At 61.9% G+C, this 25,877-nt stretch carries 20 protein-coding genes; 7 read left to right on the top strand and 13 right to left on the bottom strand.

Translation table 11 applies throughout. From position 1 onward, the window contains the following. The first annotated feature begins 36 nt into the window (after positions 1 to 36). Together IPM54_00455 and IPM54_00450 are read left to right on the top strand one after the other, a co-directional pair. Positions 37 to 900 carry a purine-nucleoside phosphorylase gene (locus tag IPM54_00455; protein ID MBK9258290.1) on the top strand — a complete coding sequence of 288 codons (864 nt, stop codon included), beginning with the start codon at positions 37 to 39 and terminating at the stop codon, positions 898 to 900. After that, positions 897 to 1,355, top strand: a complete 459-nt coding sequence (locus IPM54_00450; GenBank protein MBK9258289.1) for a cytidine deaminase — start codon at positions 897 to 899, stop codon at positions 1,353 to 1,355. The genes IPM54_00455 and IPM54_00450 overlap by 4 nt, the downstream gene beginning before the upstream one ends. On the opposite strand, the gene IPM54_00445 is transcribed toward IPM54_00450, so the two are convergent. The 4 genes from IPM54_00445 to IPM54_00430 form a co-directional block, all read right to left on the bottom strand. Continuing rightward, complete coding sequence (locus IPM54_00445; GenBank protein MBK9258288.1) at positions 1,352 to 3,949, bottom strand: response regulator; 2,598 nt, start codon at positions 3,947 to 3,949, stop codon at positions 1,352 to 1,354. The two genes, IPM54_00450 and IPM54_00445, sit on opposite strands and share 4 nt — an antisense overlap. Before the next feature lie 198 nt (positions 3,950 to 4,147). Further along, the gene (locus tag IPM54_00440; GenBank protein MBK9258287.1) at positions 4,148 to 5,314 is read right to left on the bottom strand and encodes an ATP-dependent 6-phosphofructokinase; all 1,167 of its coding nucleotides are present in this window, start codon (positions 5,312 to 5,314) and stop codon (positions 4,148 to 4,150) included. 330 nt (positions 5,315 to 5,644) lie between these two features. Further along, the gene (locus IPM54_00435) at positions 5,645 to 7,153 is read right to left on the bottom strand and encodes a 2OG-Fe(II) oxygenase (GenBank protein MBK9258286.1); all 1,509 of its coding nucleotides are present in this window, start codon (positions 7,151 to 7,153) and stop codon (positions 5,645 to 5,647) included. Between the two features lie 36 nt (positions 7,154 to 7,189). Then, a complete protein-coding gene (locus tag IPM54_00430; protein MBK9258285.1) occupies positions 7,190 to 8,599 on the bottom strand; it encodes a Do family serine endopeptidase in 1,410 nt (469 codons plus the stop codon). A 285-nt stretch (positions 8,600 to 8,884) separates the two neighbouring features. On the opposite strand from IPM54_00430, the gene proC reads away from it, so the two are divergent. From proC to IPM54_00415, 3 genes are read left to right on the top strand one after another with little or no spacing between them, the layout of a single operon-like run. Continuing rightward, a complete protein-coding gene (gene proC, locus IPM54_00425) occupies positions 8,885 to 9,742 on the top strand; it encodes a pyrroline-5-carboxylate reductase (GenBank protein ID MBK9258284.1) in 858 nt (285 codons plus the stop codon). Positions 9,743 to 9,764: 22 nt separating this feature from the next. After that, on the top strand, positions 9,765 to 10,592 hold the full coding sequence (locus IPM54_00420) for a metallophosphoesterase (protein ID MBK9258283.1): 828 nt from the start codon (positions 9,765 to 9,767) through the stop codon (positions 10,590 to 10,592). Beyond that, the gene (locus IPM54_00415) at positions 10,589 to 11,332 is read left to right on the top strand and encodes a 4'-phosphopantetheinyl transferase superfamily protein (GenBank protein ID MBK9258282.1); all 744 of its coding nucleotides are present in this window, start codon (positions 10,589 to 10,591) and stop codon (positions 11,330 to 11,332) included. Before IPM54_00420 ends, IPM54_00415 begins: the two co-directional genes overlap by 4 nt. A gap of 6 nt (positions 11,333 to 11,338) precedes the next feature. Here the strand turns inward: IPM54_00415 and IPM54_00410 are convergent, their stop codons facing one another. The 5 genes from IPM54_00410 to IPM54_00390 form a co-directional block, all read right to left on the bottom strand. Next, entirely contained in the window at positions 11,339 to 12,283 is a 945-nt protein-coding gene (locus IPM54_00410) for a hypothetical protein (GenBank protein MBK9258281.1), read from the bottom strand. Between the two features lie 87 nt (positions 12,284 to 12,370). Continuing rightward, positions 12,371 to 12,760: a hypothetical protein gene (locus IPM54_00405; GenBank protein ID MBK9258280.1), complete on the bottom strand. Its 390-nt coding sequence runs from the start codon at positions 12,758 to 12,760 to the stop codon at positions 12,371 to 12,373. Between the two features lie 46 nt (positions 12,761 to 12,806). Then, complete coding sequence (locus IPM54_00400; GenBank protein ID MBK9258279.1) at positions 12,807 to 14,303, bottom strand: L,D-transpeptidase; 1,497 nt, start codon at positions 14,301 to 14,303, stop codon at positions 12,807 to 12,809. 131 nt (positions 14,304 to 14,434) lie between these two features. Beyond that, positions 14,435 to 15,661, bottom strand: coding sequence for a hypothetical protein (locus IPM54_00395; GenBank protein ID MBK9258278.1), 1,227 nt, complete (start codon positions 15,659 to 15,661; stop codon positions 14,435 to 14,437). A 17-nt stretch (positions 15,662 to 15,678) separates the two neighbouring features. After that, entirely contained in the window at positions 15,679 to 17,511 is a 1,833-nt protein-coding gene (locus tag IPM54_00390; protein ID MBK9258277.1) for a zinc ribbon domain-containing protein, read from the bottom strand. A gap of 123 nt (positions 17,512 to 17,634) precedes the next feature. Here IPM54_00390 and hisF point away from each other — a divergent pair, with 123 nt between their 5' ends. Together hisF and IPM54_00380 are read left to right on the top strand one after the other, a co-directional pair. Further along, positions 17,635 to 18,435 carry an imidazole glycerol phosphate synthase subunit HisF gene (hisF, locus tag IPM54_00385; protein MBK9258276.1) on the top strand — a complete coding sequence of 267 codons (801 nt, stop codon included), beginning with the start codon at positions 17,635 to 17,637 and terminating at the stop codon, positions 18,433 to 18,435. Continuing rightward, positions 18,432 to 20,309, top strand: coding sequence for a hypothetical protein (locus tag IPM54_00380; GenBank protein MBK9258275.1), 1,878 nt, complete (start codon positions 18,432 to 18,434; stop codon positions 20,307 to 20,309). Before hisF ends, IPM54_00380 begins: the two co-directional genes overlap by 4 nt. On the opposite strand, the gene IPM54_00375 is transcribed toward IPM54_00380, so the two are convergent. The 4 genes from IPM54_00375 to IPM54_00360 all read right to left on the bottom strand — a co-directional run bounded on the left by IPM54_00375 (position 20,234) and on the right by IPM54_00360 (position 25,822). Continuing rightward, positions 20,234 to 20,995, bottom strand: coding sequence for a hypothetical protein (locus IPM54_00375; GenBank protein ID MBK9258274.1), 762 nt, complete (start codon positions 20,993 to 20,995; stop codon positions 20,234 to 20,236). The genes IPM54_00380 and IPM54_00375 overlap by 76 nt on opposite strands. A 242-nt stretch (positions 20,996 to 21,237) precedes the next feature. Then, positions 21,238 to 22,401, bottom strand: a complete 1,164-nt coding sequence (locus IPM54_00370) for a thiolase family protein (GenBank protein MBK9258273.1) — start codon at positions 22,399 to 22,401, stop codon at positions 21,238 to 21,240. A gap of 9 nt (positions 22,402 to 22,410) precedes the next feature. Next, the gene (locus IPM54_00365) at positions 22,411 to 24,777 is read right to left on the bottom strand and encodes a 3-hydroxyacyl-CoA dehydrogenase/enoyl-CoA hydratase family protein (protein ID MBK9258272.1); all 2,367 of its coding nucleotides are present in this window, start codon (positions 24,775 to 24,777) and stop codon (positions 22,411 to 22,413) included. A gap of 100 nt (positions 24,778 to 24,877) precedes the next feature. After that, positions 24,878 to 25,822 (bottom strand): DUF808 domain-containing protein, encoded by a 945-nt coding sequence (locus IPM54_00360; GenBank protein MBK9258271.1) that lies wholly within the window; start codon positions 25,820 to 25,822, stop codon positions 24,878 to 24,880. Positions 25,823 to 25,877: the final 55 nt, after the last annotated feature.

Below are 25,877 nucleotides of genomic sequence, written 5' to 3'. Positions count from 1 at the left end.
TTACCCGCTGCGCTTGGCTGTACTAGGCTGCGCGGCATGAGCCTCAGTTCTCAGCTCGATCAAGCCGTTTCCGTCGTACGAACCAAGAGCGCGATCAAGCCCCTCGTCGGCGTGGTGCTCGGCTCCGGCCTCGGCGCATGGGCCGATACGCTCGAAGAACGCGTGACGATCCCCTATGCGGAAATCCCGTTCATCGGGCAATCGACCATCAAAGGACATCCCGGAAACCTGGTCCTGGGTTTGTCGAACGGCGTGCCCGTCGCATGTCTCCAGGGTCGAGCGCACCTGTACGAAGGGAACACCCCGGAACGCGCGGTGTTCGGCGTGCGTCTTCTCGCACGGCTCGGATGCTTGGCCGCGCTTTTGACGAACGCTGCAGGAGGCACGAGACCGACGTTCCAACAAGGTGATCTGATGCTGATCCGCGATCACCTGAACTTGACCGGACAAAACCCGCTCGTGGGCCCCAACGACGATTCCATCGGGCCGCGCTTCCCCGACATGACGGCTGCCTACGACAAACGCCTTGCCGCGCTCGCTCGCGAAGCCGCTGGCAAGGTCGGCGTGTCCCTTTCCGAAGGCATCTACGCGGGCTTGCTCGGTCCGTCGTACGAAACACCGGCCGAAATCGCGATGTTGCGAACGCTGGGCGCCGACGCGGTCGGCATGAGCACGGTGTACGAAGTCATTGCTTTGCGACACATGAACGTTCGATGCGGTGCGATCTCGGTGATCACGAATCTCGCTGCGGGCCTCAGCCCTGTCCCGCTCAGCCACGCCGAAGTGGAAGAAACGGCGCGCCAAGTGCAGCAGCGACTGCGCGCGCTTCTGTCGGCGTGGATCCTCGAAGTTGGCAATGCCATCGCGGGTGGGGGAAGCTGGCGCGGAGGATCGGCTTGAACAACGCCCACAACGCCCCAGCAATCGACTGGGAGGCACTCGACAAAGCTGCACGCGAAGTCCGAAGGCACGCGCACGCCCCGTACTCGGGCTACTCGGTGGGCGCGGCAATTCTCACGGCGTCAGGACGAACGTTCGTCGGATGCAACGTCGAAAATGCTTCGTACGGCTTGTCGATTTGCGCTGAACGATCGGCCATCGTGCAGATGATCGCCGCGGGAGAACGAAAGCCCGTCGCGCTCGCCATCGTGACTCCCGGCACGTCGAGGCTCGGACCAGGCGTCGAAAGCCCGCCCCTCGGCGCGCCGTGCGGTATGTGCCGACAAACCTTGGCCGAGTTCGCCGACGACTTGCCCATCCGTTTGTCCGCGGAGGGCGAGACAAACTTGTCTCGAATGACATCGCTCGCAGCGCTCTTGCCCGAGGCATTCCGCGCTCGTGCCACGCAGGACTAGTCCGCATCCATCGGCGTCGACTCGATCTCTTGCAGCCGCGCTGCTGCCTGCGTGAGCGCTTCGCGCGTATGTTCGAGCGCCAATCGATCCTGCTCCCACCGAGCTCGCATGCGCGCGATGCGTGATGCCGTGGCAACTGCTTCGGCCACGAAACGATCCTTTTCAGCACCAAGCGTGCTCGCTTCAGCCTTGCTCCCCTGAAGCTCGGCTTCGAGCCGCTCCACGTTCGCTCGCTGAGCTTCTAGCTCGCCCTTCAGCCGCACGACTTCAGCGTCGAGCGCTGCACGTTGCTCTTCGGTTTCTTCAAGCTTGATGCGCGTGTCCTGGAGGTCTGCACCAAGCGCGATCACGTGCCGATCCAGTTCCTGCACCGCAGAACGCGACGCAGCGTCGAGGTCTGCAAGAGCTCGATCACGCTCGTTGCGAAGCGTCTCGATGTCCGTGGCATGTTTGCCCTCGATCATGCGGAGCTTGTTTTCGTAGTGCTCCACAAGCTCGGAACGAACCTTCTCCGCTGCATCGTGCTCGGCTTGTTTGACCGCCTGTGCATGCAGCGCCTCGAGCTCTGCTGCACCGCGAACCCATTCATCGGCAAATTCACGGTTGCGCGCCGCCAGTCGTTCGTCCGCCTCGAGCGTCAGCGCTTCGACCTTCGCAGCGTGCTGCGCCGAAAGCGCATCGATGGCCTGCTGTTTGTCCGCACGAACCGCTTCGACCTCCGCCGCATGCTTCGCCGTGAGCTGCTCGACTTCGGTCGCGTGCTCCTGGCGCAACCCCGCAATTTCCGTTTCGTGCGCCGCATCGACCTGTTCGGCATGCGCTTCCTGCAGCGCACGAATTTCGGTCGCGTGCTTCTCGACGAGCTCACGAATCCCAGCCGCATGCTTTTCGTCGAGCGACGCGATCTGCGCTGAATGCTCCGAAATCAAACGTTCTCGTTCGGCTTCGTAACGAGCTGCTTCGGATGCAATCCGCGCTTCGGCATCGGCTGCGCCCTGTCGCGCTTGATCAAGCGATGCCAGCGCCTCGTCCTTTGCCTTGCGCTCCGCCGCTACCGCTTCGTCACGCGCTGCGGCCGCTGCAGCCGCATCCGCTTCGAGCGCCGCAACACGCGCCGCAGCGTCGGCTTCGAGCTTCGCCACGCGCGCAGCAGCGTCGGCCGCTTGAGAGGCGAGCTTCGTCTCGAGCTTCCGCGACAAACCTTCGAAGTTCTCCGCCCGCACACTCAGGTAGTCACGCTCTTCCCTGTACCTGTCGACCTTTCCCGCAAGCTCCTCGGCCGTTCGCTCGACGTCACTCACCCGATCGGACAAGTCCGCCTTGTCTCGCTCGAGCGCCAAGGTCGAATCACGCAGCTCGAGAAGCTCCTTGTCCTTGCTCGTGAGCTGATCACGCAAGGCCAAGATTTCTTTGTCCTTCTTGTTGAGCGCTTCGCGCAGGTCGAGAAGCTCTCGACTCGACCCACCTCGCGACGCTCCCGCAGCCGCAGCTCCAGTGCCTGCAACGGCAAGCTTTGCTTTGAGCTCTTCGACTTCGCGCCTGAGCCGAACGACTTCGTCCGCTTCTTCTCGCGGAGCCGCCTCTTGCGCTTCCAAGAGCTGCACGCTCGCACGCGAAGCATCCAGCGCTAGCGTGAGACGCGAAATCTCGTCACGACTGCGAACGAGCTCTTCGGCGCTGCGTGCCAGATCGATGCGTAGCTGCTCGACGATCGATGCATCGGCCGCCAAAGCGGAAGGTTTTTTCGATGAGGGCGAAGGCGCCGAAACGTCGCTCGACGACTGCGCTGCAGGCGGCGCCGATCGCGTCGTGACGGGGCCCTTCGTCGCAACCGAACGAGGAGGCGGCGGCACCGATGGCATACGCGCAGGTGCAATCGATCCTGGGCCGCTCGCACGCGCTGGCGGAGGCGGCGGGGGCGGCGGCAAAGGAGCCAACACGACGGGCGCAGGCGGCGGAGCAGGAGGCGGCGGCGCAGGGATCGTCGGCGGATCGAGCGCCAGACTCTGAGGCTGCGGCGCTGGCGCTTTGGGCTTCGGCTCCTCGTCCCCCAACAACCGATCGAACGCGCCGCCGAGAAAATCATCGATTTCGTGGTCGGGCTCATTGGCCTTGCGCGGCTCTTGCGCCGGCGCAACTTCGGGCTCGGCCGCCAAGTCCTCGACCTCGTCATCGAAGACGACCGCGTCGTCGATGAGAATGGCTTCCGGTTCAATCTCGGCCGAAATGGGCACGAGTTGGCGAATGTGGCCGACGAGCTCACCCAGGGCGATGGGCTTGCGCACGTAGTCTTCAGCGCGTGTTTTCAGCCGCCGATGCTGCTCGAACGTCTCCTCGCTCGACTCGCTCGACATGATGATGAGCGGCACGTCCTTGAGCTGCGGGTCCTTTTTCAGCTTGTTGCATACGGAAAATCCATTCATCCGCGGCAACTCGATGGACAGCAAAATGAGGTCGGGACGATCGCTGGCCGCCATTTGCAGGCCAGCGTTTCCGTCGTCGACGATCTGTACCGTGCAGCCAAGACGCCCGAGCTCGGTACGTAGCTCCCAGGCAAATGCAGGCTCGCTCTCGAAAACGAGGACTTTGGTCATGTTACGGCCTGTTGGGGTGTCCGAGACGATATTCGATTTCGCCTGGGGACTCATCAAATTCGGCGCGGACGATCCGTCGCTCCAAACGTTCAAGATCAAGGGAATTCACGCGCAGTGCAACGACGATCATGCGCATCCCGAGTCATCGAAAATGTGCTTGGTCTTCATGCGTGCGCTCGCACGCAATCAAGCGATCGCTCAGTCGCTCGCACTGTCACACGCAGATACGGCAGCAGGTGGACACACGAATCGACCAGGAGGTTCGTCGCCAAAACAAGTGCCCATCTCGCGCGCCGTGATCACGGTATCGCTCGCGAGATCGACCGTCTTCGTTCGTCCCGCGACTTCGGCGAGAGGAACGAGCTCGATGCGATGATTTCGCAGCGCCACCATGCCGCTCGAACAACCTTCGACGAGATACCTGACGGCTGCCGCTCCGAAACGAAGCGCAAGAAGCCGATCGTACGTCGTTGGACCACCACCGCGCTGCAAGTGACCAAGCACGATCGAGCGCGTTTCTTTCCCCGTTCGTTCGCCAAGCTCTTTGGCCACTCGCTCGGCGATTCCACCAAGAACGACGACGCGCCGGAACGCATCGCCTTCCTCGCGAATCGTCACGTCGCCATCGCGCATCGTCGCGCCTTCGGCGACCACGACGATCGAAAACTTCCGCCCGCGAGCTTCACGTTCGCGGATTTTCTCGACGATGGGCTCATACGAGAACGGTATTTCGGGCATCAGAATGACGTCCCCGCCGCCGGCAATTCCTGCTCGGAGCGCAATCCAGCCGGCATTTCGTCCCATGACTTCCACGACCATGACGCGGTCGTGCGCTTCGGCCGTCGTGTGGAGCCGATCGATGGCTTCGGTCGCGATCGACACGGCCGTGTCGAACCCAAACGTGAGCTCAGTGCCGTAGACGTCGTTGTCGATGGTCTTGGGAACACCAACGATCAGCGGCAATCCGCGCTCGGCGAGAGCGTTGGCAATGCGCATCGAGCCGTCGCCACCGATGGCCACGAGGGCATCGAATCCATGCGCATGGAACCGTTCGATGAGCTCGTCGGCGCGGTCTTCGGGTACGAGCTTGCCGTCCTTCTCCACGGGGTAATGGAACGGGTCGCCACGGTTCGCCGTGCCCAAAATCGTACCGCCAACGTGCATGATGCCGCGCACGGCACTGCGATCGAGCTTCACGAGACCGCGGCCCCCGTCCTCGAGAAGTCCGCGATATCCGTGGCGAATTCCCCAAACTTCAATGCCACGTTCGGCTGCACCGAGCGCGATGGCGCGTAGTACCGCATTGAGGCCCGGCGCATCTCCTCCGCCGGTGTTGACCGCGATCTTGCGAATGCTTCGTGACATCTGCTCACGAGGATCGCGGTCCATGGTCCTTTTGGCAAGGGGATAGGCATGCGGGTAAGCGCCCGGGTCGCGCACGCGTTGGAATCATGCACCGAGCGCACACTCGAAGCGGAAAGGCAGGCAGTTCATGTTATGCAAGAAAGCGAACGCTACGTAACACGTTCGTCCCGACCAACGCTTACTGGAGAAAGACCCATGGCCGACCAGGACCACGACGCGAAGAAGGCCGAGCAAGAGGCACGCAAGCAAGAGCAGATGGACAAGAGAAACACTGCTGCGGACGAGCGTGCGCGACGCAAGCAGGAGCAGATGGACAAGAGCCCCTGACGTTCAGCGCGCGGTTTGTCCCAACGAACTTACGAGCCTGTCCGCCTTTCGAGCAAGCCAATCAATCATCGAGCCCGCCACGTCGTGCCCACCGACGAGCTTTGCTCGCGCAAAATAGCAAGGAAAGTTACATTCGATGACGTAGTGCTGGCCACTCGCGTCCTCGAGCACGTCGACGCCACCAAACTCGACGTCGATGGCGGCAGCCGATCGAATGGCACTGCCCAAGATTTCAGGGGACGGAGGGTCTCGGTAGTCGCATGGATCGTCCGAAGCATGGGTGCGAAAGTCATCCGGATCCGTACGATTTCGGTAAAACCCTACCACGCGATCACCCACGACGATGCAGCGCCAATGAATCGCGTCGGGGATGTACGTCATGAGCTGAGGTATGCGGCCTGATGCGCGCGCGTGATCCATCGTGGAAAATAGGCCGGCGAGCGTATCGATGCGGAGAACGCCGACGCCGCCCGATGTGTTGGAGAACTTCAGCACGAGGGGCAATCCGCCGAGCACGTCGACGTATTTGCGCAGCCGTGCGCGATCGGTGGTCGTGGCCCAGAGCCAGCGCGGCACCGGAACGCCGGCCTGCTCGAACATGACCAAGTCCGGACCGACGGAGCGAAAAATGCCGTCGTGTCCCACGTAAAACGTGGCAACACCGGGGCCGAACAGGGCTTGCTCGACACGCGTCGCGAGCATCGAAACGGCCGGCCGATAAAGCATGGTGCCGGGCGGCAGCGGCTTGGCGGAAGCAAAGTCGAACGCTTCAGCCTCGATCACTTCGAATTCGACGTCACGCTCCGCACAGGCCTCGCGAAGCACGCGTCGCGTTGCTTCGGGTACGCCATCGTCGACGCAAACGAACCTACGCCGTCGTACGGGTTTGTCCGCGCCCGAGCGCTTGGGGGGCTCGGCATCGAGGTCCACGCTGGCGTGGTCGAGCGGCGCATACACGAAATACGCGATCGTCGCCTTGTCGCCCGCCACGAGCTTTTCGGAACGATGTTGTGACGTGCGATCGAGCTCGCCATTTGGTTCATGGTTGAACCAAACGGCAAGCCTGCGAGCTTTGGGGGTTATCGAGACGGGCACTGGGCGAGCGTCCGGAAAGTACGTCTCGCCGCCCACTTCTGCATCCGTGAGGTACACGATCGCGGTGGCGATGAGGTGCGCTCCAGCGATCGCGTACGAATCCACGTGTGGGGGATGAAAGTCGCCGACCGAATAGCGACGAAATCGAAACGTTCTTTGCAACAGGGTGCAACGAAATCCGAGAGCGTCTTCGATGCGTTCGGCGAGCTGTTCGAGTACGGGATCGTCCTCCACGGGCAGCTCACCGGACAACCCCGTTTCATTCGCCTCCCACTCGATACCACGTGCATCGAGCGCTTCACGCGAGCCGTATCGATCCAAGACATACCGGACGACTTCATGCGAAACGAAGTCGTCGTGTACGTAGACACGAGGCCTCTGGGCCAGACGCACGAGCGGACGCGGGGCGGCTTGCATGCCCCGACAGGACCGCGCACGCCGATGCTTGTCAAGTCACCTCGAAGGCACCGTGACCGCTGCGAAACGAGTGATCCTGCCGCGCGTGACCTTCACGAGCGCCTTCGAGCCCGCAGGCAGCTTGCTCAATGCCGTTTCCAGTGCCCGCACATCCTGCACCGGTGTGCCATTCAATGCGACGATGACATCCCCGCGCTCGAGCTCGCTCTCGGGATCCGTCACTCGCTCGACACGCGCACCACCGCTCGGCGTGTCGGACAGTTCCACCCCGAGTTTGTCTTGGTTCGACGGTGATGGAGGGGCCGGCCTGCGCACCGGCGGCTTGTTTTCGTCGTCGTCTTCGAGAGCATCGAGGTTTGCCGTCACATCCATGGACTTGCCGGCACGAACCAGCGACACCTTGATGTTCGAGCGCGGTGTGTTTCGAGCGACGTTGCGCGGTAGTTCGTCGGCATGAACGATGGTCGTGCCGTTGACCGCGGTGATCACGTCGCCTTGCTTGATGCCGGCACGATCGGCAGAACCGCCCGGCGCGACGTCTGACACGAGTGCTCCCTTGGGCGAGGGCAAACCGAGCGCCTTGGCGAGATCGGCGGTCAATGGTTGGAATGCCAAACCAAGCTTGCCGCGTTCGACGCGGCCCTTGTCGCGAAGTTGAGGGAGCACGTCCTTCAGCGTGTCGATTGGAATGGCGAAACCGATGCCGTTGGCGCCCGCGCGGATGAGCGTGTTGATACCAATCACCTCGCCCTTCCAGTTGAAGAGCGGACCCCCGCTGTTGCCAGGATTGATGCTCGCGTCCGTCTGGATGAAGTTGTCGTACTTGCCCAAGTCGATCGAGCGCGCCTTGGCGCTGACGATGCCCAGCGTGACGGTGTGGCCGAGGCCGAACGGATTGCCGACGGCCAGCACGTGCTCACCCACGCGCAACGCTTCGCTGTTTCCGATCGACGCCGTGGGCAAACCATCGACCTTCTTCAACTTGATCAGCGCCAGATCGAGCTGCGCATCACGTCCCACGATGTCCGCATCGAATTCGCGCTCGTCCACGAGACGCACTTTCACCTTGTCCGCACTCTCGACGACGTGCGCGTTCGTCACGACGTACCCATCGGCCGAAATGATGAAACCAGTGCCAAGCGCGCTGCGCGCCATGGGACGGTCGGGCACGTGCGGCCCGAAGAAGAAGTCGAACGGGTTTGTCCGGGAACCAGGTGGCGGAGCGTGCATCGTCGTGATGTTGACGACGACGGGTTTCACTTTTTCCGCGAGATCAGCGACGTCGAACGTGGCAGGAACGGGTGCAGGCGCGTTCGATCCGTTCTGCGGCGCCGCCGTCGCGACGACCGCTGCCGAGTCACGAGCTGCGGTGATCGAAGTCGCGTGGGCTTCGTGCCCGCATCCAGCAAGCCCGAACGTGCCGGCCGCGAAGAGCGCGGAAAGCATGGCTCCGGAAACAAGAGGCTTCACGCGCTGGGAAAAACTCGTGGACATCATGAACGTTCCCTCTGGCATGCAGACGACCGAATCCGCGAACCACCGAGGCGGCATTTTATTCCAATCGGTGAGCTCGCAGTAGCGACGCATCGTGTTGCAACAATAGCGGACGGATGATCCACCACGCCAACACACTCAGGGACCAAGCAGAGGTTCGCTTCGTCGGCATGCTACCGAGCCGAGCGCTGTCGCGATCGCGGGCTGTCTGGTACGGTGCATCGCGACAAGGATCCTATGACGAGTCAGACCAGGGGCATCGAGGGACGGCGTATCGGGTTTTTGGGCGGCGGCAGCATGGCCGGCGCGCTGATCCGAGGCCTTCTGCTGTCGGCGACGGTAACGCCAGAGCAAATTCGAGCGAGCGACGTCAAGCCAGAGCGGCTCGCCGAGCTCGAACGTACGTACAAAATCGAAACGACCAGTGACAACGAAGCGCTCGTGCGCTGGGCCGACGTGATCGTGCTCGCGGTCAAACCTCAGATCGTCGACCGTGTTCTTGGGGCCATCGCGAGCGGATTGAACGAAGGCGACTTGGTCATTTCGATCGCGGCAGGCGTGCCGATCGAAGCCATCGAAGCTCGCCTGCCCGAGCGAGCGCGCGTGATTCGATCGATGCCGAACACCGCTGCCATCGCGCTCGCAGGCGCCACGGCGATCGCGCCTGGGTCGCACGCGACGCACGACGACGTCGACGTTGCGCGAGCTCTCTTCGATGCGGTCGGACGCTGCGTCGTGCTCGACGAAACGCTGCTCGATGCCGTCACGGGGCTGAGCGGGAGCGGACCGGCGTACATCATGCTGATGATCGAGGCGCTGGCCGACGGAGGAGTCAAAGTCGGATTGGGTCGGGACACGGCGATGCTACTTGCAGCACAAACGGTTTACGGCGCCGCCAAACTCCAGCTCGAAACGGGCGAGCATCCCGGTCGATTGAAAGACATGGTCACGAGCCCTGGGGGCACGGCCATTGCGGGTCTGCACACGCTCGAAGCTGGAGGATTACGAAAAACGCTCATCGACGCGGTGGAAGCAGCGACGAACCGTTCTGCCGAGCTCGGTGAACAAATGGCCAAGAAGCTGCGTAAATCCTGATTTTGTTTTCGGGGGCTCATCGGTGAAGCTTTTTGCGATCAGCGACCTTCACGTCGGTTTCCCGGACAATCGCCGCGCGCTCGATTCGATAAAGCCGCGTCCCGACGACTGGCTCATCGTCGGTGGGGATCTTGGCGAAAACCTCGACCATGTCAAATGCGTGGTCGACTCGCTTGGGCCGAAGTTCGCGAAATTGATTTGGGTGCCGGGAAATCACGAATTGTGGGTGGATCCGCGAGCGCCAGCGAGCGAACCGCGAGGCGAAGCGCGTTATCGGATGTACGTCGATTATTGCCAGCGCTCGGGCGTGCTGTGCCCCGAGGATCCGTACGTCGAATGGTCGGGCGAAGGTGGCCCGCATTTGCTCGTGCCGATGTTTTTGCTTTACGATTATTCCTTTCGCCCTGATCACATTCCCGTGGAAAACGCAGTCGATTGGGCGGCCGAAGACGGAATCGTCGCGGGCGATGAAATCATGCTCGACCCAACGCCGCATGCGAGCCGATCGGCATGGTGTCACCAGCGCGTGGCCTTGACGGAAAAACGTTTGTCCGAGGCTATCGACATGCCCAAGGTGCTCATCAATCATTTTCCTTTGCGACAAGACATCGTGCTCTTGCCGCGCGTGCCGCGCTTTTTGCCTTGGTGCGGAACGAGGCGCACAGCAGATTGGCACACGCGGTACCGCGCGAGCACGGTCGTGCACGGGCATTTGCACGTGCGAAGAACGTGTCATGTCGATGGAGTTCGTTTCGTGGACGTATCGTTCGGCTATCCACGCGAACGACGCGCGGATCGGCCGGTCGACGATTACGTGCGACAAATATTGCCCATTCCGGAGACACAATGACGCTGCTGTCGCTCCCCTCGAACGTCGCGCACTTGTGGTACGTCGATCCGGACGCCATTGAAGATTGGTACCTTCTTGCCGCGTATCACAGCGTCATGTCGCCGGACGAAGCGCAGCAGCAGGCGCGTTATCGTTTTCCCGCGGGTCGCAAGGAATACCTGGTGACGCGAGCGCTCGTGCGCAGTGTGCTCAGCGCTTATGCTCCCGTACTTCCGCGTGATTGGGTGTTCGTGCGGAACCAGCACGGCCGTCCCGAAATTGCAGGCCCTTCCGGAGCACCTCGATTACGTTTCAATTTATCGAATACGCGAGGCATGATCGTGTGTTTGGTTGCGCGGGATCGGGAGGTCGGCGTCGATGTGGAAGACATTCACCGACGTGGGGAAACCGTGGCGGTTGCCGATCGGTTCTTTTCGCCATTCGAGGCGGCCGCGCTGAATCGGCAGCCGCCCTCTCGCCAGCGCGATCGATTTTTCGATTATTGGACGCTGAAGGAAGCCTACATCAAAGCGCGCGGCATGGGGCTGGCCATTCCACTGGACCATTTTTCATATCATTTGGAAAATCCCGAGGCGATTCGGATATCATTCGCGCCAGAGCTGCCCGATAACCCCGACCGCTGGCAATTTTCGCTCACGACGCTCGGAGGACGGCATCGCATTGCAACGGCGATCGAACGACGGTCCGGGGAAGCACCGATATGCATTGAGATGTTGCGCACGGTGCCTTTCGAGCGGTGAGCGATCTCAAATATTCCGCGGGCCTCGATTCGACGACGGAACCGGTGGAACGACGCGCGACGATGGCGGTGCGGGAGGATTGGACGGCGGTGCGGGAGGAATCGAGCGATACGAGGGCGGCGCGGGCGGCACGCTTGGATAACCGCGACTGGACGGAGGCGCGCCGGGAATGACGCGTGCCGACGGCGGCGGAAGCGTAATCCCTCGCGTCGATCCGGGCCCCACCGCAAGCGCTTGGTTTTGTTCGACCGCCCGTTTGGCTTCCAGACGCGTCGCTTCGAGCACGTCGAAATAGCCAAAAATCTCACCTTCGATTTCGCGAGGCATTCCAAGCGTACGGGCAACCTCGGAAAGAACCGCATTGCGCAATTCGTTCAACGTGCGAATCGTGTCGGCATGCAGCGACATGGCATGCTTTCGCGTGGTTGCATTGATTTCCGCACGTTGCATCAGAACCTTTGCAATCTGCTCACCTGCGCCGACGAATCCCGCCGCCCAATCGAATAACGTGCCTCCACCTGCAACGGGTATTCGCATGAGGTCTTCGATGAGGTTGACCATGCTCTCCTTGCGAAGAGCAACGGTCGCCGCCTGATCGGCATACGGGTCACGAAGCCGGTCGGGATCAGGAATGAATGCTGCACGAATTCGTCGAGCCGCTTCGACGATCCCCGATTCAATGCCCGGAATACGCAAATACGCCTCGGTGATGTGCCACATGCCAAGACCGAATGAATCATGCTCGGCATTGCGCACAGCCAATTCCTCGGCATATGCCCTTCCCCCCGTAAGCGGCGGCGGAAGCGCATTGATGGCTTGACGCTGCTGTTCGAGTATCCGCTCGTGCGCCTTGCCAGCCTGCGTCCGAAAAAGCGCCCCACGACGCACGGTGAGCAAGTCTTCGAGACCAAGCCGAAGGTCGGTGAGGTTCAACAGCGCGTACGTCTGCATCGGAACGTGACAGACTAACTGCGATTTTTCAACAAAGCAAGCTTTGCTTGCTCGAGGATACGAACCCGCGAGGCCATTCGCCCGTTTTCAGGTGCCGCGCTCCGCGATTCGACGACGAATTTCATCCACGAACGCGTCCGGGTCATCCACCGAAACGTAAAGCGATTCGACATTCATGCGCCGAACGAGCCACATGGGGACGCGAGGCGAAAGACGTAGCCCCACGACATTCGAATACGACCCCACCACGGCAATCGAATCGATCAGGTTGGTGCGCCATCCGAGACCAGCGATGATGGGCCACTTCTCCCTTTCCACCGAAGTGATCTTGTCGAGAGGAACACGCTCGTCGAAGAGAAAGCCAAACCGGACGTGAAGCGTATCGCCTTCGATTTCCACGTACGAACGATCCTCCGTGCCCCCGAAGAGCCACAGAAGCGGTTTCAACCAATTGCTGCGATGAATTGACGTGCGCATGACGCGCCATCATGCGCACGAATGGCGCTTTCGCAAGCAAAATTCGTCAGCGGGCAACGACGACCGCCGTGGTCGGACCATTGACGGACGCTCCCGCCCCGACCGCACCTTGCCAGCCGAGTGGCACCGGCGGATCACTCCAGCGAAATACGATTTCCGCGTCGATCGGGGACAGGTTCACACACCCTGCGCTCGTAGGTTCGCCAAAACGTTCGTGCCAATAAGCTGCGTGCAACGCAAACGGCGCATTGAAGTATTGCGTGTGCGGAACATCGGCAATCCAAAAGGATCGGTTTTCACCCATTTCAGGTGACATCGTCGCGGCGCGGTCCTTGAACGTGATGTTGTACGTTCCAAGCGGCGTGGTGCTCGCCTTGACCGGATCGATACCTGCAACCGGAACACCTCCGGCGCCCGGAGAAATGAGCGTCGCGTAGACCGGCTTCGAGCCTTCATAGGCCACCAGCGTGCCCTGCGTAATGCGCACGATGATCCACTTCTGCCCTTCACGTACGCCAAATGGTAATTTCGTTCGAGCCTCGACGACGGTCGCATCTTCTTCCGCGACCCAAACGACATCCGCCCCTTCCCGCTCTTTGGTTTCGAGATACTTCGTTCCTTCGACGTCGATGCTTTGTCCCGTGAGGCGAGCATGTGATCGAGCCGGAAACGAAATGCCCATGGATTCGACCGCGCCCGTGCTGAGCTTGCGCCACTTCATACGCGGGCGCTTGCGAAACCATGCAATGGGAAGCGTCTCGTCACCTTCGAGCCAAATACCTCGAAAAGAGCTTGGTCGGAAGGGACGAACGCGATCCGCTGGAACGACGGTCAAGTCGACGCTGAGCAAATACGTGCGACCATCGGCCTCGAATGCTTTGGTATACGAAAGCATCGATCCGCGAGGAATTTTTTGCCTCACGAGCCCAAAACGACCTGGGCGAATCATTTGCCCACCTTCGAGAAATGGTGGAATGGGATCGGTGGGTGGGATGGGCTCGTTCACGGCCAAGTCTTCGTGCGATGCAAGAAATGGCGACAACTTTTCGAATTTGCCCGCAGGCCCGAAGACATGCTCGTAACGCGTAATCTCGGATCGCGTCGGGATTCGATTGTACATCGGGGCGCCATTGGAAATGGCATAACGATACGGAAAAGGTCCCTCGCGCGGGGCCGTCGCCGCCATTGCAACGGTGTGCTCGGATGAAGGCGCGAGCGAGACGAAAGAATCATTGCAGACATACCCGCGAGGTTCGATTGCAAAATACCCACCAGCACAATCGGCTCCTGGAACGACAGCGGCTTGTCGAAGCGCAACCGACTCGCCAACGCGAATGTACCCGATGTACCTGCCCGTTTGTTTGTTGGGTAATTGCAATATCGGTGGAATGCCGCGAATCGCATGAAGCCGCGGCGCCGAAGGAGCCGGAGGAGCAGGTTCTGCTTCGGCAGGAGGTGGTTCGGGCGACGCCGGTACGACATGCGGCAATGAAGTCGCGACGGCCGATGAATTCGGTAATGCGGCGGCCGCCGAGTTTTGCACGCGGGGAGCAGGGATCGGTGCGGGAATCGATGGCGGCGCGGGGGTTTCGGCTACGCGCGCAGCGACTCCACAGGCACCCGAAAAGACAAGCAATGAGATGACGGCCCCGGCGCGCATGGCCCGTCCGAAGGTCAGCTCGACCCGAGCATCCAAATCGTGCCATCACGACAGGCGACGACGAGCTTGCGATCCCCGGCCGGCTGCAAGCCAATGGGATTGTTGCAAAGCCGCTCGCTCGTAATGGCAACCGTACCGTCGGGCCGCACGATGCCAACTCGTCCACTGTGTCGCACGAATGCCACGTGCCCCGCTTCGTCCACGACGACCGGAGGACTCGGACGCGCATCGCCTGTACCAAAAAACGCGGCCGGTATCTGGTCCGTGGAACCCTTGTCGAGAATCGCTCGCATTTTCTCGTTTCCGGCTGAATCAACGCCGAACAGCAAGCCGGATGCAAATGTCACAATGGTGAAACCCCGCGGATGCAAAGCGACTGGTTCGTCGAAGGAACCAAGACCGACATCGCCAATGCGCGTATGGGTCAACCCCGTAGGTACGTCGAGACCAACCAAACTTTTACCACCAACGATTGCCAATAGAGTGCGCTTGCCCTCGAGCACCGCACCTCGACGCACAGGTCCGCCAAACGTGCCAATGCGACGCGGTGCATTCGGCGGACGAAATACGTACACGGCACCTGAATCCGTGGTCGCGAGCGCACCATCCGGTCCGTCGAGGAGCCCACCCACCGCACGCTCGGGCATCGTCGCTCGCGCTCGCACCGCACCCGATGCGTCGAGCTCCACGAAGGCTCGACCGCCGAACACGACGCTTCCATCGGAACGCGCAAGCGGCGCTGCATCGAGATCGCGGCCGCGTAGCCCGAGAGGTGTCGCGAACTTGATGCGCCCTTCGCGGCTGATGCCAATCGCTGCACCGTTTGTCGTGACAACTACGACGGTCCCGTCGCTCGTGATGACGGGAGGCGCGACCGCGGAGGAAGCCCCGATGCGAATACGTGTGGTTTCCTTGCCATCGGCGCCAACGACGACGACCTCGGGAATGGTGAGCGCCGTCCAAACGCGCCCCGATTCGTCGACCACGGGTGGTACGTCGATGTTGCCCCCGAGATGCCTGCGCCAACGTTCGACCGCGGGAACGGGCAGTTTCGATGCGCTGCGACCAGAACGGCGTGCATTGATGCGTTCGCTTGGAGCATGTCCCCGTGGAGCGCCGACGATGATCGTGCGCGGCATGGATGCGTCGATGCCGTCGGCAAACGCATCACCAAGCGCGGCAGGCATGACGGTGCATGCGACAGCAGCGAGCGTGATCAGGGCGCATCGAGACGCTTGCATGAGCGAACACCTTCGTATCACGGGGACGCTCGCGACGCTGCGGGCAGCGTGAAAGCAACTTGGATCTCGGGCACCGCGAGCCCCCCCGGTGCCGACCAAGGACGACCTATCTGCCCATACGCCGTGATCGAATCACCGACCTTGGCCGCCGCTGCAGCACCGTGAACGAGCCGCACGCGGCATGATTCGCTGGTCTTTGAACAACCTTCTTTGGCGGGCACGTCGAGCAAGTAAATGGTCTGGTGGTTCTGGGTGCGTACTTCAGCAATTTGACCTGCAACGATCGCCGGGCGCCCTACATCACTGGTGGATGCGAGCGCCACGGTCGTGTACCCGACAGGTTTTTCTTTCTCGAACTCCTTGGCAGCAAGCTCGATGCGTTCGACGCGCTGCACGGAGATGGGCACGAGGCGCGGCGCCATGCCGGGCACCTTGGCGCGCACTTCGATGTTCGTCGCTCCAATCGACGATACGCTCATGCGTTGTGCAAACGCACCATCGGCGCCGATCTGGATCGGCCGGCCCGCGACGAGCACTTCAGCGCCCTTCATGGCCTGACCCGAAAGCACGAAGGTGTCGCTCTCGGTGACGACGCGCGGCCCTGGTGCATCGATACGCAATGGAACGATTCCGACGGCGACGTCGACCACGCCTTCCGTGCGCGCGCCATCGGGTGATTTCACGACATACGGGATGCGCTTGCGCAACGTTGCAGGTTCGTCGGATGAACCCGTGCAGTCTGCGGCGACGTCGATCGCATGCGCTTTGGGACCATCGGAAAGTTTGACGACGTTGCCCGCGATCGTGATCTCCGTACCCGCCACGGCTTCGATGGTGACGTGAATCGTGGGTTTGTCCGCGGTGAGCTTCGAGAGATCGGGGCGCAAGTGGTATCCCACGTGCACGGACACACCCACCGTTTCGTCTCGGCCGCGCGCCGGCCTGTCGAGTGACACGCTCAGGCGGTTTTCACCGAGCGCCAGCGGAGCGACGAGAGGTATTTGGGCGACATGCTTCGAGACGACCGCGCTCGAATCTCCGATCGACACCTTCGTTCCATCGGGACAACTCGCACACTCGATCTCGACCGCTTCATGCCCGTCCGGGGTGACGCGAACACGCGCAGACACTGGCGCGGGCGAACGCCAGAAGATCGCGAACGCAACCACGAACGCGAGCACAAACAGGGCACCAACGACGAAAGGAAGCGCCTTGCGACGCCGCTTCTGGGCTTCGGCGCGCGCTTGTTCCTCGCGCGAACGAACCGGCGGCAGAACGATTCGCTTACGAGCGAGTTTGTCTCGGTTGACCAGAAGCGCATCGGGATCCAGCCGCTCGGCACCGACGCGATTTGCCCGTCGCGGCTTCGCGGGTTGCGCAGGAACGATCGTAGCTCCGAGCTCGTGCGGCATCTCGCGCGGAGGACCTGGGTCGCGAACACGATTCGAACCGATGCCTGGCCCCGCCACGCCGAGCAGAGTCCCGTCGGGGGCTTTCGGCGGCGACGTCGGCGGTTTCCCTTCCCTCAACGCTGGCGGCACGACGCCACCGAGGATCGTGCGCTGCAATTGCGACGGTATCTTCACTGTCGTCGCATCATCGGACAGGCCGACGTTCGTGCGCTGTGCGCCACCCGATGCCGGACCAACGCCAGCTATTGCCGAATCCTCCGCGAGCGGCGCTGGAACGGGCGGAGCGGCTGCGCCCGGCGCAGCAACGCCGACCATCGTACGCCCGATGAGCAACCCTGACGCGTTTGCACCTGCCTCGATCGCGGGCAACAAGTGGCCACACGCAACGCACGCTGCGGCGCCCGGGTTTGCTTTCTTCCCGCACTCGGGGCAGTGCACCCGGCGCATACTACCGGCTTGCGCCACGTTTGGAAGAGCTTCCCCGCTCGAATGACGAGGTCGCTCCGTTCCCAATCTGCGCAATTGTTGGCCCATTCTTGACGCCCGCGCTATCCGCGCAGAGTGCTCGCAAAGCGCATCATCCCCTGCCTCGATGTCAAAGACGGCCGCGTCGTCAAGGGCGTCCAGTTCGTCGCCTTGCGTGACGCCGGCGACCCCGTCGAAGCAGCGCGTGGCTACGATGCGGCTGGCGCCGACGAGATCACGTTCCTCGACATCACCGCATCCCACGAACGCCGAGGCACGCTCCTCGACATCGTAAGAGCGACGGCGGACCAAGTCTTCGCGCCCCTCACCGTCGGCGGCGGCGTCAAAAGCGAACGCGACATCGAAGCCCTGCTCGATGCAGGCGCTGACAAGATCGCCATCAACACCGCCGCCGTCACCGACCCGTCGCTCGTCGAACGCGCCGCTCTTCGCTGGGGTAGCCAAGCCATCGTCGTCGCCATCGACGCCAAACGCACGGCAGCACAACCGTCGCCGCAGTGGAACGTCTTCACCCACGGAGGACGCACCGACACGGGCCTCGACGCGATCGCGTGGGCCAAACGCATCGTCGACCTCGGCGCAGGAGAAATCCTCCTGACGAGCATGGATCGCGATGGCACGCGTGCTGGCTACGACCTCGAGTTGACGCGCGCCGTCGCCGATTCCGTTGGTGTTCCCATCATCGCATCAGGTGGCGTGGGAACGCTCGAGCACATCTACGAGGGGCTTTCCGCAGGCGGCGCCGATGGCGCGCTCTGCGCTTCGATCTTTCACGACGGTACGTTCACCGTCGCCGACGCGAAATTCTACTTGGCCGAACGCGGGCTCACCGTACGACCCGCTCCGCGCACGCAGCACACGAGGGCAATGTCGTGAACCGATCACATGTCACCCTTCCGCAAATTCTTGTCGCCGCTTCGACTCGCCACGCAAGCATGGTGCCCGAGAGCGCGGGATATCTGGTGCTCGCGCTTTGTGATGCCATCGGCTGCTTGCCGCTCGCCGTGCCCGATGCATCCATCGAGCTTGCGGCCGATGGATCCGTCACCGTCACCGAACAAGGCAAGGTTTGTCCTGGCCCTGAAGCGGCGCGAGCGATGCGTGATCTCTTCGCCAGGCTGCTCGCGGTGACAACCGGTCCGACCCCGCGCCTCGCTGCGGTCGCGCGAACGCGTGACGTGTCGGCGGAAAAGGGCATCGACACGTTTGCGGCAGAGGTCGAAGCGGCGCTCGTTCCACTGAATCGAGCCGCAGGCAAACGAAGCTTGGGGCGTTTGGCGCGTGAAACACTTCGTGCAATCGAATCGGGCGCGCTTGCTCTCCATCTGCAAGCTCGCGCGGCTGCCAAGGAAGCGCCCGCAGCCGCCACCGCAGCCCTCGCACCGCTCTTGATTGCACCGACCGCTGCGGCAAAGCCCGCAATGACGTTGCCCGAGCCGGCTCCGATTGCGCCGCCCGAGCCGGCCCCGATCACGCCGCCGCCGTCCATGACCGCAGCGCCGTCCGAACTGAATCCCTTTTCGGACGTCACGCCGACGACCCCCGGCCTCGGTCTCGAAACGCTTGCCACCGAAGCGCACGTCGATTCCGGCGTCTTCGGCGCGACGCCCACGTACCGAGAAGGCGACTGCATTGCAGTCGAACCTGCCGACGCAAAAGCCATGAGCGAATCACCCGGATTCGACTCGACGAATACGAAGACGGTGTCGTGCGAACCCACGCAGCTCTCAGCGCGCGAAGTGCAAATCGAGCCTGCACAACGAACGCCCTCGTCCGATCCGACGATGCGCATCGTCTCGACGAAGCGTCGCGTGCGCCGCATCGAGACGCCTCGAAGTCCTGTCGAAATCACGCTGGCATCTGCGGGCGTCGAGCCCATTAGCGAACGCGCGGTGCTCACGCCTGCACCATCGTCCCCGGAAACCGCGGCGAATGCAGCGCAGGCGGCGCTCGACGCGGCTATGGCGGAATTCAATGATTGCCACGATGGCCAGACGCAATCGGCGCCCAAATACCATGAAACGCTCCCCGGATTGGCGCCCGTCTCGCCGGTCTCCACGGATGACGACGCCGAACCACTACAGAGTTTCGAATATCAGCTCGTGACGCCGTCCGCATTGCCGATGGCGGCAATGGCGAATGCGCCCATCGATATCGCTACATTCGAGGAAGGGGCGAACGAGCCCCAAGAAATCGTATTGTCTTCGCGCCTCTTGGTCACGGCGCCGCCGTCTCGCGTCGTCGATATGCCGAGCGAATCGGGAAGCAATGCACCCGAGCATTCACCCGCCGCATTCCAAGCGCTGGACGTACCGAGCGAAGAGCCTGGTCGAGTCGATGAGCTTCTCGGAACGTTTGGTCGACCGGAGGAGGGCGAAGATGAAATGCTCCGTAAAACCGCATCGAGTTTGAAGGAGCTTGCGGGGCTCGAACCGACGCCGTGCGCACCGTCGGTATCTCCGGCCATTCGAGTACCGGTCATGACTCATCGCGCGACGCCTGCATGGTTGCCCGAGGATCCCCGCAATGCAACGGCGCTCGAGCCAGCGCCGCTCGTGCGGGCATCGCGCAGCTTGCGTGCTCGATTGAGGATTCCATTTGCGCTTTTCATTGCGCTATTCGCAGGGTTTGCCGTCGTGCATTGGCGTCTTCCGGACGTCGTGATTCGCTGGATTCAACCGGCAGCAAAGCAGACGACGGACCAACCGGTGCACGCGACGGCAGAGCAAGAAGTGTATTTGGAGCCGTGAATCGGGCAACCGCCGGGGCAGGTGACCATGAAGCCATTGCCGGCGGCTGCGCAGGTGCCCGCAATGGGCGCGCCGCAGGGATCGCGAATGCACATGCACGAAGGCTGCATGCCGGCGCATGAAGCGGGGAGCGGCGCGCACGTGTAGGAATCGGGCGTATTGGGGACGTCGGCATTGGTCTTTTGGCAATACTCGGTGGCCGAATCGCAGAAGAAGTGGCCGCAACCGAATAGATTGGCCATGGGCGGCGTGCAGCCGCCCAAGTTCGACACGTCGAAGCCCTTCATGGCTGCGTCGCAATCATTGCTGTGCACGTTGCCGTCGCACGCACAAACGGGCGAATAGACGAGATCACAGGCTTCTGGACGCGGCTTGCAAACCCCTTGGCCATCGACGGCGCCGCAAATGTCGTCAGGGTAATCGCAATATTCGGTCTCGGCGCATGTGAGGCCCGCGATTCCGCCGCAAACCATACCGCCTCCAGCACCCGCGGAGCCGCCCGCGCCATTGCCCGCAGACCCGCCCGCGCCATTACCTCCTGCACCGCCTTCGCCTCCCATGCCGCTCGAACTGCTCGATGATGTGCCGGTCGACGAAGTGCCGCCGCCATCGACGCTGCCCGAGCACCCGCCAATCAACAACGAAACCGCTCCAACGAATGCCCAACGCTTCACATTGCAAGCCATGACGAACCTCCTAACCCATAGGTCAAGCCAGAGGCTGGATGGATAGCATGCTTTAGGCCATTTGTGGGGTCGCGGGGCTCAAAAGTGGTTGGCTTCTCGGCGGAGCAACATAGCCCGGGGAGTGGTTCGATTTTGCGGCGGTGCGGGGGGCCCCGCTGTTCGAGCCCGCGAAGCGGGCGAGTTCGGGGGGTACCGCGACGCCGCAAAATCGAACCCTCCCTGGGCGGGCCGACAAACCGAGATCAGGCGCGCTCGAAGAGACCCGCCGCGCCCATGCCGCCACCAATGCACATCGTCACGATGGCGTACTTGCCGCCACGACGACGCAATTCGTAAAGCGCCGTCGCCGTGAGCTTCGCGCCGGTGCAGCCGAGCGGATGACCAAGCGCAATGGCACCGCCATTGACGTTCAGCTTTTCGTCGGCCATCCCAAGCTCGCGCTTGCAATACACCGATTGCGACGCAAACGCCTCGTTCATCTCGATGATGTCGACCTGATCCAGCTTCAGACCGCTCCGCGCCAGCAATTTGCGCACCGCAGGCACAGGACCAATGCCCATGATGGCCGGATCGACACCCGCCGTCACGAACATGCGCAAATACCCGAGCGGCTTTACACCAAGCTTGTCAGCCTTCTCCTTGGACATGACGAGCGCTGCGGCGGCGCCATCGGAGAGCGGCGAGCTATTGCCTGCCGTCACCGATCCCGTCGCCGAAAACGCGGGCTTCAACGACGAAAGGCCCTCGAGCGTCGTGTCGCCACGCGGAAGCTCGTCACGCGCAAAGTCGAACGTGATGCGATCGTTCTTGGAAAAACGCACACCCTTGACGGGCACGATTTCATCCTTGAACTTCCCGGCCTCGATGGCCGCCACGGCCTTCTTTTGGCTCGCGAGCGCAAATGCATCTTGATCGGCGCGCGAAACCTCGAACTTCTTTGCGACATTTTCCGCCGTGATGCCCATCGGCGTGTACACCGACGGGAATCGATGCATTGCTTCCGGCGACGCAGAGAGCTTGTTTCCGGTCATGGGGACCATCGACATGCTCTCCACGCCACCCGCGACGAAGATATCGCCATACCCCGCAGCAATGCTCGATGCAGCAAGCGCAATGGCTTGCAGACCGCTCGAGCAAAACCGATTGATGGTCATGGCTGAAACTTCTTGCGGCAGGCCGCCGAGCATGCCCGCAACACGCGCCACGTTGAGCCCCTGCTCGCCTTCCGGCATGGCACAGCCGAGAATGACGTCGTCCACGTCGCTCGGTTTGACCTGAGGCACGCGCGCCAAAAGGCCCGCAATGACCTCGCCCGCCAGCTCATCGGGGCGCTTCTGAGCGAGCGCCCCCTTGTGCGCTCGGCCCACGGCCGAACGAACCGCCTCTACAATCACGATGTCCGCCATGGTCGTCACCTAGTTCCGCAGGGGTTTGTTGGTCATCAAAATGGATTGCATGCGCGCTTGGCTCTTTTCTTCGCCGCACAAGCTGACGAATGCTTCACGCTCGAGCGCCAGGATCTCGTCTTCCGTCACCTCGCGCGATGCGCCACCCGCTCCACCGCAAAGCACGTTCGCCAGTTTCCCAGCAATCTTCGCGTCGTGTTCGGTCGCATGACCCGCCGCGACGAGCGTATCGACCATCATTGCGAGCGTCGCAATGCCGCTTTCGCCCGGCAGCTTGTACGCGCGCGGCGCCGGCGGATGATAGCCGGACGCTGCCAATCCCAATACGCGCCCCTTCGCCTCTGTCAAGAGCCGCGCCTTGTCGAACGACACGCCATCGGTGCGACGGAAATAGCCGAGCGCCTTCGCTTCATCGGCGCTCGTGGCAACCTTCGCCAATGCAATGTTCTTGAAGACCTGCGTGACGATTTCCAGCGTGTTGATGCTCGCACCCTCCGGAATTCCTTCGAATGCGCGCCACAACATGTTCAACGTGCCCGCGCCGCCCGGAATGAGGCCCACGCCGACTTCGACGAGACCCGAATACGTCTCGGCCGCCGCTTGCACGGACGCCGTGCCAAAACAAAGCTCGAGCCCTCCGCCGAGCGTCATGCCCCACGGAGCTGCAACGACCGGCACACGCGCATACTTCATGCGCTGCGTCGCGTATTGGTATTCCCGGACGAGCTTCGAGATGGATTCCCAATCCTTGTTCGACGCCGCCATGACGATGAGGAACAAATTGGCACCGACGCAGAAATGGTCGCCGTCATTGTAGAGCACCATTCCCTTGAAGTCCTGCTCGGCCCTCTCGGTCGCCTTGGAAATCATCGAAATGACGTCCGGATCGATGCTGTTCGCTTTGGTCTTGAAGGTCAAACCAAGCACGCCATCGCCGAGGTCCCACGCTTCGGCGCCGTCGTTCTTCAAGACCGGCGCTTCGCCACGCTTGAGAATCGTAAACGACGCGTTGCGCGGATCCATCACGCGCGGCACGTACTTGCCCTGCAGCAAGTCGTACACTTCGCCGGCGCGATAAAACGACGTCGCCCCGGAGGCGCGCATTTTCTCGATCGATTCGGGCAGCTTGATTCCATCCGCCTTCATGCGATCGTACGTGGCGACGAACCCGAGCGCATCCCAAACCTCGAAAGGCCCGAGCTCCCAGTTGTAGCCCCACTTCATCGCGTCGTCGACCGCCGTCACGCTGTCGGCGATTTCGCCAATGCGACGAGCCGAATAAGCAAGCGATCGCGCCGTCACTTTCCATGCAAAAGCGCCTGCTTTGCCTTGATCCGCAGCAAGCTTTTGCACGCGCTCGACGGGCGAACCAATCTTCTCGATCGACTTGATCGCCTTCTTGATCCCTTCGTCTCCACCCTTCGGACGATATTCGAGCGTCTTCGGATCGAGCGTCGCAATGCCCTCTTTGGTCTTCTTGTAGAATCCACCCTTGGTTTTGTCGCCCAAGAGCTTCTTGTCGAGCATGCCGCGAATGAACGTCGGGACCTTGAATACGTCGCGATCCTCGTCATCCACGAGCGACGCATGACAATTTTCCGCCACGTGCACGAACGTGTCGACGCCGACGAGATCCGCCGTCCGGAAGCTGGCGCTCTTCGGGTGCGCCATCGCAGGCCCCGTGATGGAATCGACGTCTTCGGGCTCGAGACCCATTTCCACCATCGCGTGAATCGTCGCGAGCATGGCGTGCACGCCAATACGATTGCCCACGAAGTTCGGCGTGTCTTTTCCGACGACGATACCTTTGCCAAGGACGTCTTCGCCAAACCGCACGACCCTATCGAACACCGCCGGGTCCGTATCCGGTCCCGCCACGAGCTCGAGGAGCTTCATGTAACGAACAGGATTGAAGAAGTGCATGACGAGGAAGTTCTTGCGGAACGCCTCGCTGCGCCCTTCCATCATCTCGGCAATGCGCAGACCCGACGTGTTGGAAGCGACGATGGCATCGCTTTTGACGATTTTTTCGAGGCGCGTGAAGAGACTTCGTTTTGGTTCGAGCTTTTCGATGATGGCTTCGATGACGAGGTCGCAATCGCTTGCTCGTTCGAGGTCGTCCTCGACGTTGCCGACGGACACGAGTTTGGCGAAGGACGGGTGGAAAAACGCGGCCGGTTTTGCCTTGAGCGCTTTGTCGAGCCCTCCTTGAGCCCACGCGTTACGCGCGGCGCGGTCGGACTTTTGGGCGTCGCCGAGGTTCGGCGGGACCATATCGAGCAACAGCACGGAAATGCCGGCGTTCGCAAGGTGAGCGGCGATTCCGCTGCCCATGACCCCTGCGCCGATGACGGCTGCACGGTGGATTGGTTTCATCTCCAGAAGACTCCCTGGTTCGTTGAACGGACGAACGGGTACCGCGAAGAGCGGCTCGTGTCCACTTACAAATTGAAACCAGGCCAGATCCGCGCGCTCGCTACGCGCGCGTGCGCACCTTCTTCACGAGCGTGACGACCGCGAGCGTGAGCGCTCCGGCGACCATGCCTATCGCGGCCGCCACCGATGCTTCGAGCAGCGATGAAAGCACCGCGCCGCCCGTCGTGACGCTCCAGGAAACATCCGTCGCTTCGAGCCACTTGTGAAGCGGGCCGATGGCATGCACGACAATGCCTCCGCCAACCAGAAACATGGCCGCTGTGCCGGCAATCGACAAGAACCGCATGAGGCGCGGGGCAAAACCGAGCAGCGCGCTGCCGAGCGCTCGTTGCATACGCGCCGAAGCACTCGCACCCGTACGCGCCTGCAGCCAAAGTCCCGCGTCGTCGAGCTTCACGATGGCCCCGACGAGCCCATAAACGCCTACGGTCATGGCAATCGAAATCGCGACGAGCACGAGCGATTGCTTGAGCAATGGCTCTTCGGACACGGTGCCCAACGAAATGACGATGATCTCTGCGGAAAGAATGAAATCGGTCCGTACGGCGCCCTTGATCTTGGTCTTTTCGTGCTCGACCATATCGACCGCGGGATTCGCGACCGCCGCCACGAGCTCGGCATGCTCCTTGGAATCCTCGGCCTCGTGATCACCAAGAAATCGATGCGCTACCTTTTCGAATCCCTCATAACACAGAAAAACACCGCCAATCATCAAGAGCGGCAAGATGAGGAAGTGTGCGACAACGCTGATCAAAAGGGCGCCGGGGACCAAAATCGCCTTGTTGACCATCGACCCCTTCGCAACGGCCCACACGACGGGGATCTCGCGACTCGGATCGACCCCCGTGACTTGCTGCGCGTTGAGGGCGAGGTCGTCGCCAAGAACTCCCGCCGTCTTTTTGGCGGCGACTTTGCTCATGACGGCAACGTCGTCGAGCAACGTTGCAATGTCGTCGATCAGGGCAAGGAGACTACCTGCAGGCATGACGGGTGTACGCTAGAGCAGCAAAAGGTTGGTTACAAGGCCGTTCGCGGATTCG

It is taken from the genome of Polyangiaceae bacterium (assembly GCA_016715885.1).
In the GTDB taxonomy this organism is placed as follows: Bacteria; Myxococcota_A; Polyangia; order Polyangiales; family Polyangiaceae; genus Polyangium.
The sequence above is the reverse complement of the archived record's forward strand: the minus strand, read 5'-3'. Positions and strand labels throughout refer to the sequence as shown.

Excerpts from the sequence above, each read along its gene's own strand:
- IPM54_00365 (MBK9258272.1), bottom strand. The coding sequence starts at position 24,777 with ATGAAACCAATCCACCGTGCAGCCGTCATCGGCGCAGGGGTCATGGGC.
- IPM54_00410 (MBK9258281.1), bottom strand. The coding sequence starts at position 12,283 with ATGCAGACGTACGCGCTGTTGAACCTCACCGACCTTCGGCTTGGTCTC.
- IPM54_00445 (MBK9258288.1), bottom strand. The coding sequence starts at position 3,949 with ATGACCAAAGTCCTCGTTTTCGAGAGCGAGCCTGCATTTGCCTGGGAG.
- IPM54_00430 (MBK9258285.1), bottom strand. The coding sequence starts at position 8,599 with ATGCTTTCCGCGCTCTTCGCGGCCGGCACGTTCGGGCTTGCTGGATGC.
- IPM54_00405 (MBK9258280.1), bottom strand. The coding sequence starts at position 12,760 with ATGCGCACGTCAATTCATCGCAGCAATTGGTTGAAACCGCTTCTGTGG.
- proC (MBK9258284.1), top strand. The coding sequence starts at position 8,885 with ATGACGAGTCAGACCAGGGGCATCGAGGGACGGCGTATCGGGTTTTTG.
- IPM54_00435 (MBK9258286.1), bottom strand. The coding sequence starts at position 7,153 with ATGCAAGCCGCCCCGCGTCCGCTCGTGCGTCTGGCCCAGAGGCCTCGT.
- IPM54_00370 (MBK9258273.1), bottom strand. The coding sequence starts at position 22,401 with ATGGCGGACATCGTGATTGTAGAGGCGGTTCGTTCGGCCGTGGGCCGA.
- IPM54_00440 (MBK9258287.1), bottom strand. The coding sequence starts at position 5,314 with ATGTCACGAAGCATTCGCAAGATCGCGGTCAACACCGGCGGAGGAGAT.
- IPM54_00395 (MBK9258278.1), bottom strand. The coding sequence starts at position 15,661 with ATGCAAGCGTCTCGATGCGCCCTGATCACGCTCGCTGCTGTCGCATGC.
- IPM54_00360 (MBK9258271.1), bottom strand. The coding sequence starts at position 25,822 with ATGCCTGCAGGTAGTCTCCTTGCCCTGATCGACGACATTGCAACGTTG.
- IPM54_00415 (MBK9258282.1), top strand. The coding sequence starts at position 10,589 with ATGACGCTGCTGTCGCTCCCCTCGAACGTCGCGCACTTGTGGTACGTC.
- IPM54_00455 (MBK9258290.1), top strand. The coding sequence starts at position 37 with ATGAGCCTCAGTTCTCAGCTCGATCAAGCCGTTTCCGTCGTACGAACC.
- IPM54_00375 (MBK9258274.1), bottom strand. The coding sequence starts at position 20,995 with ATGGCTTGCAATGTGAAGCGTTGGGCATTCGTTGGAGCGGTTTCGTTG.